This is a genomic window from Streptomyces sp. HUAS MG56 (genome assembly GCF_058673395.1).
Map to the genome: position 1 here is coordinate 956291 of NZ_CM178722.1, position 15682 is coordinate 971972.

Here is a 15682-nt window from a genome sequence, read left to right on the forward strand (position 1 = left end):
GTCGGTGGCCGCGTGCGTGGACAGGATCCGGGCGCGGTGTTGTTCGGTCGCCTCCGGCCGCCACCGGCCGTGCAGGTAGTCCGCGGTCAAATCCTCGGCCAGGCACTGCAATTCGTCCGTCACCCCGGTCAGCGTTACGCAGGATGCAGACCAGCACCGAAGGCACGTGGTGATGGCCTTGTTCACGGGCTTCGTCAGCACCCCGCGCCTTGCAGGGGTCTCCCGGACGGTTCAGCGGGGCATGCCGACAGCGCGGGAGATGGCGGTGTCGAAGACGCGGTCGGGCAGAACGCGGCGCAGGGTGATGAGGGGGCGGGCGCCGAAGCCGGTGGCGTAGCGGGTCTTGGGGCGGCGGGTGGTGACGGCTTTGCCGATGGCGTCGGCGATGACGCTGGGCGGGGAGTTGCGGTTGGCGTTGGCCTCGGAGCGCAGGGAGGTGGCCACGGCGGCGGCCTGCGCGGCGTAGGCACCGTCGGTGGAGGACTTCTCCAGCTTGTCGGCGGCGATGGAGCCCCATTCGGTGGCGATGCCGCCGGGTTCGATCACGACGACGTCGATGCCGAAAGGCTTGGCCTCCAGCCGCAGGCAGTCGCTGAGGGCCTCCAGGGCGAACTTGGTGCCGTGGTACCAGCCGCCGAGCGGGGTGTAGATCTTGCCGCCCATCGAAGTGACGTTGACGACGGTGCCGGATCGCTGGGCGCGCATGCGGGGCAGAACGAGCTGGGTCAGGCGGATCGCGCCGAAGACGTTGACCTCGAACTGGTAGCGGGCCTCGTCCAGGGGGACGTCTTCGAGAGCGCCGTAGGAACCGTAACCGGCGTTGTTGACCAGCACGTCGATCCGGCCGGTCTCGGCGGTGATCTTCTCGATGCCGGCGCGCATGGAGTCGTCGTCGGTGACGTCCATCGCCAGCGGGCGGATGCCGCTGTCAGCCAGCTTCTGCAGCCGGTCGGTGCGGCGGGCGGCCCCGTAGACGGTGTAGCCGAGCTCGTGGAGCTTGAGGGCGGTGGCCTCGCCGATGCCGGAGGAGGCACCGGTGACGAGGGCGGTCTTGGCGGGCATGGCGGAGTCCTCACACATAAGATGAACTATGGTTCACCATCTATACTGAACCCAGGTTCAGATTGATGCAAGTGGAAGGGCAGGCACCCCTGTGACTCCAGCCAGGGCGCCGCGCGCCGACGCGGTCCGCAACCGGAAGAAGATCCTGGCCGCCGCCGGCGAGCAGATCACCGCGCACGGCCCCGAGGTGGGCATGGACGAGATCGCCGCCGCGGCGGGCGTGGCCGTGGGCACCCTGTACCGGCACTTCCCCACCAAGACAGACCTGGTCGCAGCGGTCGTCGCCGCATGCGTCGCCCGCGTCGCCGACGACGCCGAGACCGCACTCGGCCGCGTCGAGGCCGGTGCCCACGCCGTGGACGAGCTGACCGCGTTCCTCGGCCGCGTCGTCGAAGCGTCCGTGACCGACCGCGCCGTCAAGGCCGCCGCCCAGACCCTGGGCGCGGAGCCGGGTGACCGCGCGGACGAGGACCGCGCCGGTGCCGCTGTCGCCGCCCTCATCGGCGCCGGCCAGGCCGACGGCGACATCCACCCCGACGTCACCGTCAGCGACATCTACCTGCTGTTCTCCACCGCACCCACCGACCAGCCACCCACGGCCCGCGCCCGCTGGCTCGCACTCGTCACACCCGGGCTGACCACCGCGACCCGGCAAGCAGGTAACTGACACGACGAGACCCGGAACTCGGGTCAGACGGTGCTGTCGCTGCTCGTGAACATCGAACACGGGTCGCGCCAGGGTGCTGTCCACTGCCGCGTAGATCCGCTGTCACAGGCCACTGTTCTGACGTCAGCCCGGGTCTTGCGGCAGGACGGCCGGACCCGCTACCCGGCCGCCGGAGCCGAGCACCGCTCACAGGCCGGGGTGCGTGGTCAGCACTCGCGTGTCTGCGCCCGCTCGTTCCCTCTGCTGCCAGATTCCGGGCGGTTCTCCGTGGTGACGGCGGAAGGCGGCGGCGAAGGCGAACGGCGAACCGTAGCCGACGGCGTCGGCGATCTGGGCCAGGCTGAGATCGTCGGCGCGGAGGTGGCCGCGGGCGATGGTCATGCGCCATTCGGTCAGGTAGAGCGTCGAATTCCGCGGCAGACACGGAAGCGTCGACCGCGACGGCGTGGGCGGCCAGGGCCGCGAAGACCTCGATCATTCGCGCGCCTGCCGCCGTGTCGATGCCCCAGACCCGCAGGTTTTCGTGGCGACGAGACTGACGCCAAGGCTCCTGGTCCACCAGCGGCAGCAGGACACGGCCCAGCAGCGCGCAACGACTCCACAGCATGTCGTGGTCCGAGGTCACAGTCGATCCTCTCTACGGCGAGTGGAAGGCCTGGAGCCGGGGACCAACCCGACGACAACCAGGCCCTCCAACTTCCCACTGCCCGCAGGGCACGTACAGAACGAGGCTGTTCACCATGCCGCCGCCCGCGGAGCCGCCCGAGCTCACGAGAGTCCCGTACGTAGTGGTACGCCGGGCACGGTTGGGGTCACCGGGGCGGTTCACGCAGCTTGCCGACGCGGTCGACGACCGCAGCGGTGGCGCACACAGGGACTGACGCGCGGTCCCTGCCGTCAGCCACATGCTCGAGAAGTCGTCGTCGTACTCAAGGTCCACCTCGCTGGTACAGGCCACGGGCCCGCCTGAGCACGACTCGATGCCCCCGGTACCCGTCATCCTGGAGCTGCTGTGGCTGGGCTTCCACGCGTAGAAATAGCAGTCCGTATCTGCAGGGGACGCGTCCTGCGTGGTCACCCTGACCTCTGAAGGTGACGGATTCGGAGGCGGGGCCGCGGCTGCTGGTCTGAGGGATTGACGAACTCCCGGCGGGCCAGACGCCTCACGATGGCCGACATGACCCGTTCGCCACCGCGTCCCGCAGCAGCTACAGGCTGCTGCGGACCGGCCATCGCCTCTTTCCCCACAGCTCCCAGGGCCGACGGCCCGCCACTGCGGCCTGCCATGGCCTCGCTCGCCCCGGCACAGACGTGCTCGGGGGCGTGGGACCGACCACAGCCCCGACCATGGGGCTGTTTCCAGTTCGTGCCCATGGGCGGCCTCGTGGCCGGGAGTTGAGCCGGGGGCCCGGGGTTTCCGGCTGGGCCTTCAATCCACCGTCTGGAGCACACAGACCGCGTGTCAGAGTCCCAGAATTCCTGGCCGATACCCCACCCCGAGGCCGTCGCGCTGATCGAGTCCAGCACCGGGTGCAGGGCGGAGAACCACGGGCGCAAGCCTTCCGAACCACCTTTCCAGCTCCCGCACCCGGGCCTGTCGGCCTGGGACAGCGAACCACTCAACGCCCGCCGTTCGGGACTGCTCCTGGCGTACCCCGCGCACCAACGCCGTCGTTCCTCACCGGGGCACTCCCGCTCGGGAATGCGGCGCCGACGGGATCGCGCGCGACGGGCATCGTGCGTACTGGGGGGCCGGACGGGGCGCGCAGCCACGCCGTGCGGGCGGCGAGGGAGCCCAGTGCGAGGGAGGCCAGGTGGCCGACGTCCGCGAGCTCCTGGTCGTACAGCAGCGCGGCCGTCAGCGCCGCGGCGAGCAGAGGCAGGCCATAGCGGCGCAGCCGGCCGGCGGCGAGGGCGAACAGGCAGGCGGCGGTCGTCACCAGTCCGTAACTGATGCCCACGTCACGGGCCCGGGTGGGCACGCCCGGCAGATGGGCGACGTGCATCAGCCACAGGGCGCCCTCGGTGAGCAGGGTCGCGGTGAGGTGACCGAAGACGAAGACTCCGCACGCGCGCAGTGTCCCCCAGCGCCACTCGGCGCATCCCAGCACCCCGGCCACCGCGGCGATACCGACCAGGGCCGGTACACCGTCGACCACCAGCCCACTCGTGAACAAGGTCCACCACTTGCCGACATCCAGGTGGTGCACGTTGCTGCTGTTGTGGCGCATGAAGCGGGCCCGTTCCGCTGCCGGTTGTCCCTTCAGCCACCACGCGGTGAGCAGCAGGGCCGTCACGTATACGACGGTGCCAGGCAGCCGCCGCCTCAACGTCTCCACAGCCCTCATTTCCCTGCTCTCATACGCTTTTGATCGACGCTTGCCACCCGCGATCGGGCACTCAAGGGCGATGTGCCCGCCCTTCCCGGGAAGAGACCGTCAGCCACCGCGACTGGTTCCGACGGCGGCCAACATGAGAGGGATTCTCACCAAGCGATGCTGCAGTAGGACTCCGTTCTGCTCTCTTCGGATTGGTGTCGGGGGTGGTGACGTGTGGTGATGCCTGCGGTAGGCCGGTGGTATGCGGTACGCGCAGGGTGGTGGGCTGACCGCGGAGCGGCGGCGGTTTCGCGAGCGGATCCGGTACGAGGCGGGTGAGCGGTTCGGTCGCGGTGAGAGGACCGCGGTGATCGCGAGGGATCTGCGGGTGAGTGAGCGGTCGGTGGAACGCTGGCGGCGCGCCTGGCGGGAGGGCGGGATGGCTGCGCTCGCCTCCGCGGGGCCACCGAAACTGCCCAAGCTGTCCGACGACGAGTTCGCCGAGTTGGAGAAGGAACTGGCGCGGGGACCGGCTGTGCATGGCTGGGAGGACCGGCGTTGGACCCTCGCCCGGATCAGAGAGTTGATCGCCCGGAAGTTCCGGCTGGACTGCTCATCGGCGGCGGTGTGGCGGCTGCTGCACCGGCACGGCTGGTCGTGGCAGTGTCCGGCCCGCCGGGCTCTGGAGCGCGACGAGCAGGCGGTGGGCCTGTGGAAGAAGGATGTGTGGCCGCAGGCGGAATGACTGCGGCGGCGCTGGGCGCGTACGTCGTCTTCGAGGACGAGGCCGGGTTCTCGATGACGCCGCCACGGGCCCGCACCTGGGGCCGGCGTGGGCACACGCCGGTGGTGCGGGTACGGGGCCGGTCCTGGCGCCGCTGGTCGATCGCCGTGATGTGCTGCTACCGGCCGGGCGAGGCCTCCCGTCTGATCTATCGGCCGCGCCGTCACCGCAAGCACAAGGGCAAGGGACGCGACAGCTGCGCCTGGAGCGACTACCGCGACCTGGTCGTCCGCGCCCACATCCAGCTCCAGGCCCCGATCGTCGTCATCTGGGACAATCTCAACACCCACCGGGCAGCCGGAATGCGCGATTACGCGGCCCCACACGACTGGCTCACCATCATCCAATTGCCCTCATACGCACCGGACTTGAACCCGGTCGAGGGCGTCTGGTCGCTGCTACGGCGCGGACCTATGGCCAATACCGCCTTCACCGACGACGACCACCTCGAACGCACCCTCCGCCGGGGTCTGCGTGACATCCAGCTCCGCCCCAACCCGATCGACGGCTGCCTGGCCAGCACCGGACTCAAACTCACCCACCAGCCGACACCAATCCGAAGAGATCAGACACCAAGACCAGGGCCCAGTGAGCTCTTCTTCCAGACTGGTCCGGCCGCTCCCGCCTGATCGCTGCGGTGGTGGCGGTCGGTGCCGGGGTAGTCGTCCACACACCCCCGGGACTCGATCCCTCGGACAAGAGCCGCCCCGGTTCCGTCCGCTGCCACCGCAACGTGTGCACCGCATCCAGTCCGATGATCGGATCGTTGATATCCGTGGTCCGAGCCGTTCGCAGGGGTCACCCCTCAACAAGCCTGGAGCCGCCGGGCTCTGGAGCGGACCGAGGGCCCTGCGGGCAGCTGGGGTCACGAACGGCTGATCGAATGCAGGGCCATGAGCCCTTCCATCAGAGAGACGCGCCCCCTCGTGGCTGCGACCAGCGGCAACACCTTCGAGCGAAAGAAACCGAACCACACGATGCGCGTATTCTGCGGAATCGACTGGGCCAGCGACCACCACGACGTCGCCCTGGTCGACCATGACGGAGCCCTGTTAGCCCGGGCCCGGATCACCGATGACGCTGCCGGCCTCCAGCAGCTCCTCGACCTCCTGGCCACCCACGGCGTCTCCCACAGATGCGGCAGCTTCCCCTCGTCGAGCAGGCGATGGGCCGTCAGACCCTCGCCCTGCTGCGACAACTCCATGCTGCCTGCGCCAGCGTCGATGACCTCACCGCGGCGGCGGTGGAATCTTTTGATGCACACCCGGATGCCGAGATCATCACCGGCTTGCCAGGGCTCGGTTCGCTCATCGGCGCCCGGGTGCTCGCTGAGATCGGAGACGACCGATCCCGCTTCGTCGACGCGAAGGGGCTCAGGGCCTTCGCTGGGGCCGCACCGGTGACCCGGGCGTCCGGCAGAAGCTTCGTCGTCATGGCCCGCCGGGTCAAGAACCAGCGACTCGCCGCCGCCGGCCACCTCTGGACCTTCTCCGCCCTGTCAGCCTCACCAGGTGCGCGGGCTCACTACGACCGGCGCCGCCAGGCTGGAGACCTGCACAGCGCCGCCCAACGCCACCTGTTCAACCGCATGCTCGGCTGTCTCCATCACTGCCTCGCCACACGCACCCGCTACGAGGAGGCCACAGCTTTCCCACCGCCTCAACTCCCTGCTCTGAACGCAGCCGCTTGAGACGTTCAGTTCGGCAGAGGACGCAGCCTGCCACTCCAACGCTCGTCGTCAACCTCTCCAGGCTTCGTCAAGCGGATGCCAAAAGCGTTCTCCACCAGTCCCAAGACGCTGTGAAGAGGCGCAGCCTGTCCAGGAACGAGCCCGAGGGGCCTCATGACCTCGTCGAGCCTTGCCGGCTCGTGCCCAGCCGGCTCGATCGCCTGGAGGGTGTGGAAGTCGACGATGATCTCGCCGCCCACCGCGTACTTGAACCAGTGCATCGGCTTCTCGTTGTAGTGCAGCGCGACGGCTTCGGTCCCGGCGGAGACGGCGCTCAAGATCCGCTCATCGAGTCCGTGCGTGCCGCCCTGTTCCCACGCCCACGTCCAGGAGCCGTCGATACCGGTGGTGACGACTGGTTCATCATCGTCAAAGAGATCGTCGCCGAAGTCATCCGCCAGGTCTGTGCCGTCGCGAAGCGTCAGGGTCGTCAGGTCCACCCTCATGCGGGTCAGCAGCTCCTCCGGGGGCAGATCTCGCGCAAAGGTCAGTGTGTAGAAGGGAAAGTCCCCGTCTCGGAAGATGTCCAGGCCGCGGTCCGCATCTGTGCTCGTCATGTGGCGGATGCTGCCACGCCCCACTGACACCCTGTCCCGGACCTCAGCCCTTGACAGATCAACTGCATCGGATGTCTGGAAGGAATCCACCGACCCCGACCGAGAGGCGAAGCTGGACCGCATCGAGCACGTCCTGGACCGTTTCCCCGACCGGGTCTTCGCGTTCGACGAGTTCGGCCCACTCACGCTGGCCGCGCTCAAGTCGATCCGCGCCGCCCGGCCCGACGGCGCCCCCATCTACGTGATCCTGGACAACCTGTCCGCCCACAAAGGCACCGACATCCGCCGGTGGGCTACAAAGCACAAGGTCGAGCTGTGCTTCACCCCGACCTACGCCTCTCGGGCCAACCCCATCGAGGCCCACTTCGGACCGCTGAGGCAGTTCACCATCGCCAACCCCAACCACCCCAACCACACGGTGCAGAGACGAGCCTTGCACGCCTATCTACGCTGACGCAACGCCAACGCCCGCCAGCGCGCCGTCCTGGCCGCCGAACGCAAGGAACGCGCCCGCATCCGAAGCGAGAAGGACATCCGTTGGGGCGGACGCCCCCTCAACACCGCAGCCTGACCAACCGCGAACTTACACAGCCACAGTGCATCATCGGTCCGCTCGTGGCCAAGCGCGGACGACCGAAGCGTTGTGAAGATGATCTCGGCTGGGCAGACACGGAGCCCCGAACGGGGCCGGTTCAGGAGAAGGACGGCGCCAGATGAGAACGGCTCAGGAGGCGGACGGCTCGATCTCCCCCGCGAAGACGATGACCTGGTCGATGAGGCTCCGCCGCAGATGGACGACGTCCGTTCCCGCCAGGCGGGGGCCTCCATCCGGCGTCGTGAAGACCCACTGGTACCGGGCCCACTCGTCCGGCATGTCCACCGCCGAACAGCGCACCATCGTGCCGGTCCCCGCGGGGTGGCGCCGGATGTCCAGCACGAACCGCTCGACCGCCTCGATCCCCTCACTGCGGCCCAACGGTCCCCAGAAGACCACGTCCGAGGTTAGGGCCTGGGAGAGCAGCGCAGTCACATAGCTGTCGTCCGTGGCGTTGAACGCGGAGATGAACGTGTCGATCGCGGACCGCGCGGTCTCTTCCTGCATGCACCAGTAATACCACTCGCCTCGCGGACCGCGCTCGTCCCGTGGGCCGTCTCCCGACCACGGTGAACCATCCCGGTCACAGCACTGGCACAAGATGCGAAACAGCCGTAGACGGTCCGAAATGCTTCTCACCCCCAAGAAATTGCCATGCTCACGGGCAACGCGTCGAAAACGCACGCCCGTCGGTGCGAGCGCGACCTGTAGCTCGACGACTTCCCGGACACAGCGGTACACGGTAGCGATCCCGATGCCGAAGCCATCGGTGAGCTGGGCATAGGTGTCACCGCACCGCAGGTGCGCCAGGGCAGGCAGGGCCTGACGCCCGCCGGCAGCCGCTGCCGGCGCGTACCCATCTCCCTCCGGTGTCCGGTCAGTTGACGCGTCAGATGCGGCAGGTGCGCGGTGGACAGATCGATTACCGACGGATGGGCAAGCACGTGAAGCTCCTGGTGGGGACAGTGGATCTTGGTCGTGACACCGTCTACCAGGAGCTTCACCACATCGCAGACCCGCCCAACCGGCGGCCTGCCCCACCAGGTTGAAAGGGGCTCGATGAGCTGGCACCCGCGACATTTCCAGCTCACAGCATGAGGGATCAACTCGGCACGTGCACCGGTTCGTTCCCTGATCCGGACTGCTCAGTCCCCGGCATTTCCGTGCGCCGTATGTGCAGGTGGCCATCGCGGGGGGGAAGGAGGGTGGCGCTGCGGGCAGGACGCTGTCAAAGTCGTACCGGCTCTTCTGCGCAACCCGGCACGATGCCAGGTTGTCCACCTGGTGCAGGAGTTCGAGGCGCTCCAGTCTGTCGACTTCGAAGGTGTCGAAGGCCCAGCCGGTGAGTGCCTCAAGAGCGCGGGGGGCTACTCCCCGCCCGCCAGCGTGCGCTGCGGTCCAGTAGCCCACCTCGGCCGCCGGTTTGCGGGGGGTGACTTCCTTGAGGACCACGTTGCCCACCAACTGTTCGCGAACTGAACCGGGTTGTACCTCAAGGACGGCGAAACTGAACCGGTCCCCCGCTGCCCAGCTTCGCTGCTGGGCCCGCACCCACTCCCGTCAGCATCACTGTCCACGACAGAGCTCGCCCACTGGCGCAATGCGGGATCCCGGCTCACCTCGACCAATGCGGCAACGTCCTCCATGCGCCAGGCGCGAAGGACGAGAGCGGGAGAGGGGGACGTCGCGGCCATCTGAAGTACGACGGGAGTATTCACCAACCGATCATGCGCGGCGATGTTTTCACCCGACGCCAGCCGCGTCCGGCCCATGTCGCCTTGCGACCGCACCGTCATTGCTGTGTCCGGACGCGCAGAGCCTGAACGGACCAGTCGAACACTGGGGCCAGACTCTCCGGGGCCGGCCAGCTGTTGACCACTGCAAGCAGCTGGAGGTACCGCTCCCTGCGGGGGTCGTTCACGCTCTCCAGCCGAGTCGCCAGCCGACGGCGAAGCTCGACGTCGTCGGGGCGGCCGAGGAGGTGCGCGTAGTGCGCCGTGAACGCCGCGACGATCGGATCGGCCTGGGGCGAGGCCGGGTCAATGCCAGCGGCCAGGGCCGGGCCGACCTGGTCACGGACGGCTGCGGCAATGTCGCGGCGCGGGCCCATCGTGTCGCTTCGGGCCTGCTCGGCTGCCTGGTCCTCGGCCATCCGCCGCACGCTGGCGCGGAAATCCGGGTCCAGGGATATTTCGGCCAACTCCACCCACGCCTGGACCTGCTCCGCCTCCGGGTTGTCGGGCAGCTCGGGGGTCATCGAGCGCATGACCCCCGCGAATGCGGGGGTGGCGTCAAGACCTCCGAAGACGACGTCGAGGAAATCGCCGATCAGACGTCGGCGTTCGTCCTCGGAGAGCTGGGCCAGCCGGTGCATGAGTTCCGTCTCCTCAGGTGTGGACCCGCGCTCGGCCACCGCCGTCAGCACCGCGCGTCGCAGGCGCAGGACGCGGATCTGCACTGCCAGTGCTTCGGCGTGCGCCGCGGCGACCTCGGGAAGCGAGAGCTCGCGGTCCACGACCTTGCGGATGGTGGGAAGGTCCAGTCCCAGCTCGCGCAAGGTCCGCACGAGGTTCAGGCGTGCGACAGCGTCGATGTTGTAGAGGCGGTAGCCGGCCGGGCTGCGGTCCGTCGGCGCCACGATTCCGCGATCGGAGTAGAACCGAATGGTCTTGACCGTGAGACCGGTCCGTTGAGCGAGCTCGCCGATCGAGTAGAGCGTGACGCCATCCATGCCCCCACCTTTACGTCTCCCCCTGCTGGAGACTCAAGCCCCTATGCCTGCCAGCCCCCCCCCCATGATCGCTGGAGTCGCTGCGCAGGACTTCAGCTTCTATGTCACCCCAGTCACAGGGATCGCCGGAGCCGTCATCGGGTACCGGTTCGGTCAAGGGCAGCAGAATGAGCTACGCCCTTCGACGATCGTCAGCTCTCCGACATCCCCAGAGAGCTGACCTCACTGAGACGGCTTGGCCCGCGCCGGCGCCAGCTTCGAGAACGGCCCCCTGGTCGAACGCCCGGAAACTGCGGCTGCAGCCTGACCACAGACCGGTACGGGGCCCGCTGGTAGCCTGATGATCATGGACCTCTCCCGAGTGTTGGACGCGTTCGAGACAGAGGCCGAGGCGCTCGGCCGGGGACTCGCGGGGCTGCCGGAAGTGGCGTGGGACCGCCCGACACGGTGTTCACCGTGGTCCGCCCATGAACTGCTGGGCCATGTCTGCGTCGTCCTGGACTGGGTGCCCGACATGATCGACGGCCAGGCTCCCGAGGTCCCAGAAGTTTCCGCGACCGAGTACTACAGGCCGGACCGCCGCTTCAGCACCGCGACCAACGCGGCCCGAATCGAGCTTGGACGAGACCGAGCCGCTCGTCATCGTTCAGGGGCCGAGCTCGTCGCCGACTTCACCCAAACCTGGCGGAAGGCGGAAGAGTTGTGCCGGAAGGAGCCGGAGCACCGAGTGGTGCGGACACGACACGACGACGCCATGTTGCTCGCCGACTTCATGCTGACGCGCGTCTTCGAAGTCTCCGTGCACGGGATCGACTTGGCGGATGCACTCGGGCGTGAGACATGGCTGACGCCGCCGGCCGGAGACCTGCTGCTGGAACTTCTCGCCGGACCGGACACGAGCGGGGTGACCGAGCTGGGTTGGAGCCGTGCCCGTTTGCTTCGCAAACTCACTGGGCGTGAGCCGCTGCGGCCGGAGGAGTCCTCCCGGATCGCCAGGCTGGGTGTCACCTGGCTCGCGTTGGGTTAGGAACGGCCCAGCAGCCCTGAGTCGCGTGGGCCCTCGACATAGCTCGCAGACCACGGCAGCCCGTCAGCGTCTGATCTTCCCCGTCCACAGGTTTTGATGCGATGAAGGGGCGGGGCCTCCGCCCTCGGGGGGCCGGGTACATACCCGGTGTTCACGTTCGTCATGGCTAAGGAGGCCCCTGATGAGCGAGTACGACGGACACCAGTATGTCGGCATCGACCTGCATCGCCGGCGCTCCGTGATCGTGCGTCAGACCGTGGACGGCACGCAGCTGAGCGCAGTGCGTATCGCAAACGACCCGGTCGCGCTGGGCCTGCAGATCGAGCAGGCCGGCAGTCGCCCGGACGTGGTCGTGGAAGCTACCTATGGCTGGTACTGGGCAGTTGACGTGCTTCAGGCTGCCGGGGCCGAGGTCCACCTGGCCCACCCGCTGGGCGTGAAGGGCTTCGCCTACCGGCGCGTCAAGAACGACATCAAGGACGCCTCGGACCTTGCCGACCTGCTGCGCATGGGGCGTCTTCCGGAGTCCTGGATCGCCCCGCCCGACCTGCGGGAGTTGCGTGAACTGGTCCGCTACCGGGCCAAACTGGTGGCCCTGCGCAGTGGGCTGAAGGCCCAGGTCCACGCGGTGCTTGCGAAGGCCGGGGTCCTCATCGCCGTCTCCGACTTGTTCGGCACCGACGGCCGCCGCCAGTTGGGGCAGACCACGCTGTCCGGTGCCTACACCCAGCGCGTGGTCTCCCTGCTGAAGCTGATCGACATCCTCGACGCCGAGGAAGCCGTCTTCAACACCCGGATCGCCGAGCGGCTTCGCGGCCATGCCGGCTGTGGGGCCATCCGGGGGCTGCCCGGCATCGGACCGGTCCTGGCCGCAGTACTGGTCGCCGAAATCGGCGACGTGCACCGGTTCCCCTCCGCCGACCGGTTGTGCTCCTGGGCCGGACTGACCCCGCGCCACTACGAATCCGACACCGTCGTGCGCCGCGGGCACGTCACCAAGCAGGGCAGCAAGCTCGTGCGCTGGGCCGTCGTGGAGGCCATCCAACGCGCCACCACACCCAAGATCGCCGAAGACCGGGCACGGATCGAGGCCCGCCGCGGCAGGAACATCGCGAAGGTCGCCGCGGCCCGAAAACTGCTTACGCTGGTCTACTACGGGCTGCGCGACGGACACATCCGCGCCCTGGCCCGCCAGACGGCGTGAGCAGCTCGGTGGCGGCAGGCGCGCGGCCGGGCAATTGTCTGGCCCCCTCAACGGCGCGGCCGTGGATTTGATTGGCCCCGCCTGCCCCACGTCGTATCGCTCCATGCGGCCCAGCGCCGCGAAGGAATGACCGGCAGCCGAGTACGGCCCTGCCCTCCCGCATCGCGGACTGGAGAACAGCGACACCCACAACCGCATGCTCACACCTACCTCGGGACCACACCCCGGCCACGAGTCGGTCGGCCCTGCCCGATACCGCCAACAACCAGCAAAAACACCACCGTTGACAGAACCCGCCCCTTCAGGAATGACAATTCCTCTCTGGTGATGTCAGCCGGATGAAGATCCTTGTCTGCTGCGATGGTTCTCCCTCTGGCCAAATGATCACGTCACCAGGCTGGCTGTCTTTCCCAGCCCGTCTTTGAGAATGAGATGACGTCTCAAAGTCCGCGTCATGCCATCGCCATGGCATGACGATCCCGCAGGAGAACCTCATGCGCCGCCTCGCTCAAGAGGCCCTCTCAGAGGGGGGAACCGGCTTTGATCACGTGCCGAAGGTGCCGCTCGGGACGGGTGAGGACGGTCAGGTCCGCGAGCGGGTCGCCGTCCACGACGAGCAGGTCGGCGTGCGCGCCCGGAGCGAGGGTGCCGATCTCACCGTCCATCCGCAGCAGGCGGGCCGCCGTGCTGGTGGCAGAGCGGATGACATCCGCAGCGGGCTGGACCTCGGCGCGCAGGGTGAACTCCTCCAACTGCGCTGAGTGCAGCGGTCCGAGCAGGTCACTGCCGTAGACCAGGTTGACGCCCGCGCGGTGGGCGTTCTCCAGGGCGGCCAGCCCCTGGTCGCGGACCTCGGTGAGCTTGCGGTAGGACGACTCCGGCAGGCCGGACTGCCGGCTGAGTTTCGCGGTCTGCTCGTAGGCGACCAGGGTCGGCACCAGGAAGGCGTCCCGCTCCAGGAGTAGTTGGATGGTCGCGTCGTCGATCAGGTTGCCGTGTTCGACGCAACGTACGCCGGCCCGCAGGGCGCGATCGATGGCGCGTGGGTGGTAGGCGTGCGCGGTGACGTACCGGTTGTGGTTCTCCGCCTCCTGAACGGCGGCGCTTATTTCCTCCTCGCTGTACTGGACGGCCGCGATCTCGTCGTGCGGCGAGGCCACCCCGCCGGAGAGCAGCACCTTCAGATGGGCGGCGCCCTTACGGAACTCATCCCGGGCCGCCGCGCGTACGGCGTCGGCTCCGTCCGCGATCCGGGCGAAGTGGGGACGGCTCTCGCAGCAGGGCACCGAGTCGTCTCCGAGCGGGCGCAGGTCGCCGTGGCCGCCGGTCTGGGAGAGCGCCTTCCCTCCGTGGACGAGTCGCGGGCCGAGTGCCAGCCCTTCGGCCAGGGCTTGGGCCATGCCGTGATCGGCGCCGCCGACGTCCCGGACGGTGGTGAAGCCGCGGCGCAGCATCCGTTCCGCCTCCGCGAGGGCCCGGACGGTCAGGTAGCCGGGGGTCCAGGAGGCGATGGCGGCCAGGTCGAGGGAGGTGACCAGCAGGTGGACGTGGGCGTCGATCAGGCCGGGCATCACGGTGGCGCCGGCCGCACCGAGGACCCGCACGTCCTGTCCGGCGCCGGGCGGGCGGCCGGTGCCGGTGGCAGCGATCCGGCCGTCGGCGACCTCGATCCAGCCCGGGTCGGTACGGCTGCCGGTCTCGGGATGGAGTAGGTGGGCGTCGGTGATGAGCAGTCGGTTCATGGCTGTGGTCCTCTCCCCGTTTCAATACGACACGTATTGAATACACCATGTATCGTGATGTTGTGAACTCCTCTCCGGCCGGACCTTCCACGCCCCGGCCCCCACGCCGCCGCGTCCACACCAGAGCCCGCCTCCTGTCGGCGGCGGGCGAACTGTTCCTGTCCGTGGGATACGCACGGACGAGCATCGAGGACATCTGCACCGCCGCCGGCTACACCCGCGGGGCCTTCTACTCGAACTTCGCCACCAAGGAGGACCTGCTGCTGGCGCTCTTCGACGAGCAAGCGGCCAAGCGAATGAGCGAGCTGGAACACCTGACCGCAGCGGCCGAAGCGTTGGGCCCCGAGGAACGGGCACGTCGGCTGGTCGAGGCACTGCTGCGGGTCGAGGCCGCCGAAGCCGGGTGGATGCTGCTCTTCCTGGAGTTCCGCCTGCTGGCCGCCCGAACATCCGAACTCGCCGACCGGGTCGCCGCGCACGACCGCACGGTGACGGCGGCGGTGGCGACACTGCTGCACCGGGTCCTGCCAGAGCTGGTACCCCCCGGCGTTTCCGCCGAGCAGGCCGCTCAGGTGGTCCTGGCCGCACGTGAGGGCCTGCTCGCCCGTACCACCGCGGGCGGCCCCGCTGCCGAGGAGTTGCTGAACGCGGCGACGGCCGTGCTTGCCGGGCTTCTGGGCTGACGCAGCACAAGAGACGGCCCAGTGCAACCACCGGCCAGCCCTCTGACGACGCCGCGAAGAAGCCGGTGGTCGGACCCCGGTGCGGTCCTGTGGACAGCCTTGGGTTCCGTGCGGTCGTGGACGCGGTCACCGGGATCACCGCCTTTTCTACGGCGGCTGGCGGCCGTCTCGAGGTCCACCGCCGCCGACGCCGCCGGGCCCTGGCCGACGACCTGCGCACGCGAATCGACGACCTGCGGACCCGGCTACGGCAGCCCGAGACACGTCTCAGGCGCCTCGCGATCACCCGCAGGACCGTCGCCGGCTTCGCCGACCGGCTCCCCGCATCCCCGCTCGAACCGCCCGAGCACCCGGACTACCCGCGCATCCCGACCGCCTTCAACGAGGCGACCGGCCCCCTGCGGGCCAAGGACGTCTGCCAGGCCCTCGGCCATGAACTGCTGCCGAAGAACGTCGAAGGCACCCAGGCCAAGCTGAAGCGCCTGGCCAAACGCGGCATCCTCACCGAAGCCGACACCAGCTGCTTTACCCGGCAACAGTAGCCGGCACCGCGGCCAGCACCCTTGCCCCAAGCCTCACTTCG

General features: G+C 68.6%; 13 protein-coding genes and 6 pseudogenes. 10 read left to right on the forward strand and 9 right to left on the reverse strand.

From position 1 onward, the window contains the following. Positions 1-231 precede the first annotated feature (231 nt). A complete protein-coding gene (locus AC4OXY_RS04760; RefSeq protein ID WP_402071248.1) occupies positions 232-1062 on the reverse strand; it encodes an oxidoreductase in 831 nt (276 codons plus the stop codon). A gap of 91 nt (positions 1063-1153) precedes the next feature. Between AC4OXY_RS04760 and AC4OXY_RS04765 the strand changes: the two genes are divergently transcribed. Next, positions 1154-1729, forward strand: coding sequence for a TetR/AcrR family transcriptional regulator (locus AC4OXY_RS04765; protein ID WP_491993246.1), 576 nt, complete (start codon positions 1154-1156; stop codon positions 1727-1729). A 186-nt stretch (positions 1730-1915) separates the two neighbouring features. On the opposite strand, the gene AC4OXY_RS04770 is transcribed toward AC4OXY_RS04765, so the two are convergent. Continuing rightward, entirely contained in the window at positions 1916-2149 is a 234-nt protein-coding gene (locus tag AC4OXY_RS04770; RefSeq protein ID WP_491994787.1) for a helix-turn-helix domain-containing protein, read from the reverse strand. A 485-nt stretch (positions 2150-2634) separates the two neighbouring features. Between AC4OXY_RS04770 and AC4OXY_RS04775 the strand changes: the two genes are divergently transcribed. Then, entirely contained in the window at positions 2635-2763 is a 129-nt protein-coding gene (locus AC4OXY_RS04775; RefSeq protein ID WP_491993247.1) for a hypothetical protein, read from the forward strand. A gap of 585 nt (positions 2764-3348) precedes the next feature. Here AC4OXY_RS04775 and AC4OXY_RS04780 read toward each other — a convergent pair. Further along, positions 3349-4077 (reverse strand): rhomboid-like protein, encoded by a 729-nt coding sequence (locus tag AC4OXY_RS04780; RefSeq protein WP_491993248.1) that lies wholly within the window; start codon positions 4075-4077, stop codon positions 3349-3351. Positions 4078-4309: 232 nt separating this feature from the next. Here AC4OXY_RS04780 and AC4OXY_RS04785 point away from each other — a divergent pair. The 3 pseudogenes from AC4OXY_RS04785 to AC4OXY_RS04795 all read left to right on the forward strand — a co-directional run. After that, a pseudogene (locus AC4OXY_RS04785) lies at positions 4310-5376 on the forward strand (IS630 family transposase); the annotation flags it as partial. A 432-nt stretch (positions 5377-5808) separates the two neighbouring features. Beyond that, positions 5809-5895, forward strand: a pseudogene (locus tag AC4OXY_RS04790) (hypothetical protein); the annotation flags it as partial. A 74-nt stretch (positions 5896-5969) separates the two neighbouring features. Next, positions 5970-6521: pseudogene (locus AC4OXY_RS04795) on the forward strand (transposase); the annotation flags it as partial. 5 nt (positions 6522-6526) lie between these two features. On the opposite strand, the gene AC4OXY_RS04800 reads toward AC4OXY_RS04795, so the two are convergent. Next, positions 6527-7117 carry a DUF6461 domain-containing protein gene (locus AC4OXY_RS04800; RefSeq protein ID WP_356028071.1) on the reverse strand — a complete coding sequence of 197 codons (591 nt, stop codon included), beginning with the start codon at positions 7115-7117 and terminating at the stop codon, positions 6527-6529. 76 nt (positions 7118-7193) lie between these two features. On the opposite strand from AC4OXY_RS04800, the pseudogene AC4OXY_RS04805 reads away from it, so the two are divergent. Further along, positions 7194-7688 (forward strand): annotated as a pseudogene (locus tag AC4OXY_RS04805) (transposase); the annotation flags it as partial. Between the two features lie 153 nt (positions 7689-7841). On the opposite strand, the gene AC4OXY_RS04810 reads toward AC4OXY_RS04805, so the two are convergent. The 4 genes and pseudogenes from AC4OXY_RS04810 to AC4OXY_RS04825 form a co-directional block, all read right to left on the reverse strand. Next, positions 7842-8219, reverse strand: coding sequence for a nuclear transport factor 2 family protein (locus AC4OXY_RS04810; RefSeq protein ID WP_356028069.1), 378 nt, complete (start codon positions 8217-8219; stop codon positions 7842-7844). A gap of 180 nt (positions 8220-8399) precedes the next feature. After that, positions 8400-8656: pseudogene (locus AC4OXY_RS04815) on the reverse strand (transposase family protein); the annotation flags it as partial. Positions 8657-8814: 158 nt separating this feature from the next. Further along, positions 8815-9358: pseudogene (locus AC4OXY_RS04820) on the reverse strand (GNAT family N-acetyltransferase). Between the two features lie 146 nt (positions 9359-9504). After that, complete coding sequence (locus tag AC4OXY_RS04825) at positions 9505-10443, reverse strand: MerR family transcriptional regulator (protein WP_356028067.1); 939 nt, start codon at positions 10441-10443, stop codon at positions 9505-9507. A 346-nt stretch (positions 10444-10789) separates the two neighbouring features. On the opposite strand from AC4OXY_RS04825, the gene AC4OXY_RS04830 reads away from it, so the two are divergent. Both AC4OXY_RS04830 and AC4OXY_RS04835 read left to right on the forward strand, forming a co-directional pair. Continuing rightward, complete coding sequence (locus AC4OXY_RS04830) at positions 10790-11470, forward strand: maleylpyruvate isomerase family mycothiol-dependent enzyme (RefSeq protein ID WP_491993249.1); 681 nt, start codon at positions 10790-10792, stop codon at positions 11468-11470. A gap of 181 nt (positions 11471-11651) precedes the next feature. Further along, a complete protein-coding gene (locus AC4OXY_RS04835; protein WP_362817419.1) occupies positions 11652-12674 on the forward strand; it encodes an IS110 family RNA-guided transposase in 1023 nt (340 codons plus the stop codon). 521 nt (positions 12675-13195) lie between these two features. Here AC4OXY_RS04835 and AC4OXY_RS04840 read toward each other — a convergent pair. After that, on the reverse strand, positions 13196-14416 hold the full coding sequence (locus tag AC4OXY_RS04840) for a metal-dependent hydrolase family protein (protein WP_356028062.1): 1221 nt from the start codon (positions 14414-14416) through the stop codon (positions 13196-13198). Between the two features lie 62 nt (positions 14417-14478). Between AC4OXY_RS04840 and AC4OXY_RS04845 the strand changes: the two genes are divergently transcribed. Further along, a complete protein-coding gene (locus AC4OXY_RS04845) occupies positions 14479-15099 on the forward strand; it encodes a TetR/AcrR family transcriptional regulator (RefSeq protein WP_376294075.1) in 621 nt (206 codons plus the stop codon). A 200-nt stretch (positions 15100-15299) separates the two neighbouring features. Further along, positions 15300-15641, forward strand: coding sequence for a hypothetical protein (locus AC4OXY_RS04850; protein WP_491994788.1), 342 nt, complete (start codon positions 15300-15302; stop codon positions 15639-15641). Positions 15642-15682 lie beyond the last annotated feature (41 nt).

Bases quoted from the DNA above. Each gene is read 5' to 3' on its own strand.
- AC4OXY_RS04760 (WP_402071248.1), bottom strand. From the start codon at position 1,062: ATGCCCGCCAAGACCGCCCTCGTCACCGGTGCCTCCTCCGGCATCGGC.
- AC4OXY_RS04775 (WP_491993247.1), top strand. From the start codon at position 2,635: ATGCTCGAGAAGTCGTCGTCGTACTCAAGGTCCACCTCGCTGGTACAG.
- AC4OXY_RS04780 (WP_491993248.1), bottom strand. From the start codon at position 4,077: ATGAGGGCTGTGGAGACGTTGAGGCGGCGGCTGCCTGGCACCGTCGTA.
- AC4OXY_RS04800 (WP_356028071.1), bottom strand. From the start codon at position 7,117: ATGACGAGCACAGATGCGGACCGCGGCCTGGACATCTTCCGAGACGGG.
- AC4OXY_RS04810 (WP_356028069.1), bottom strand. From the start codon at position 8,219: ATGCAGGAAGAGACCGCGCGGTCCGCGATCGACACGTTCATCTCCGCG.
- AC4OXY_RS04825 (WP_356028067.1), bottom strand. From the start codon at position 10,443: ATGGATGGCGTCACGCTCTACTCGATCGGCGAGCTCGCTCAACGGACC.
- AC4OXY_RS04830 (WP_491993249.1), top strand. From the start codon at position 10,790: ATGGACCTCTCCCGAGTGTTGGACGCGTTCGAGACAGAGGCCGAGGCG.
- AC4OXY_RS04835 (WP_362817419.1), top strand. From the start codon at position 11,652: ATGAGCGAGTACGACGGACACCAGTATGTCGGCATCGACCTGCATCGC.
- AC4OXY_RS04840 (WP_356028062.1), bottom strand. From the start codon at position 14,416: ATGAACCGACTGCTCATCACCGACGCCCACCTACTCCATCCCGAGACC.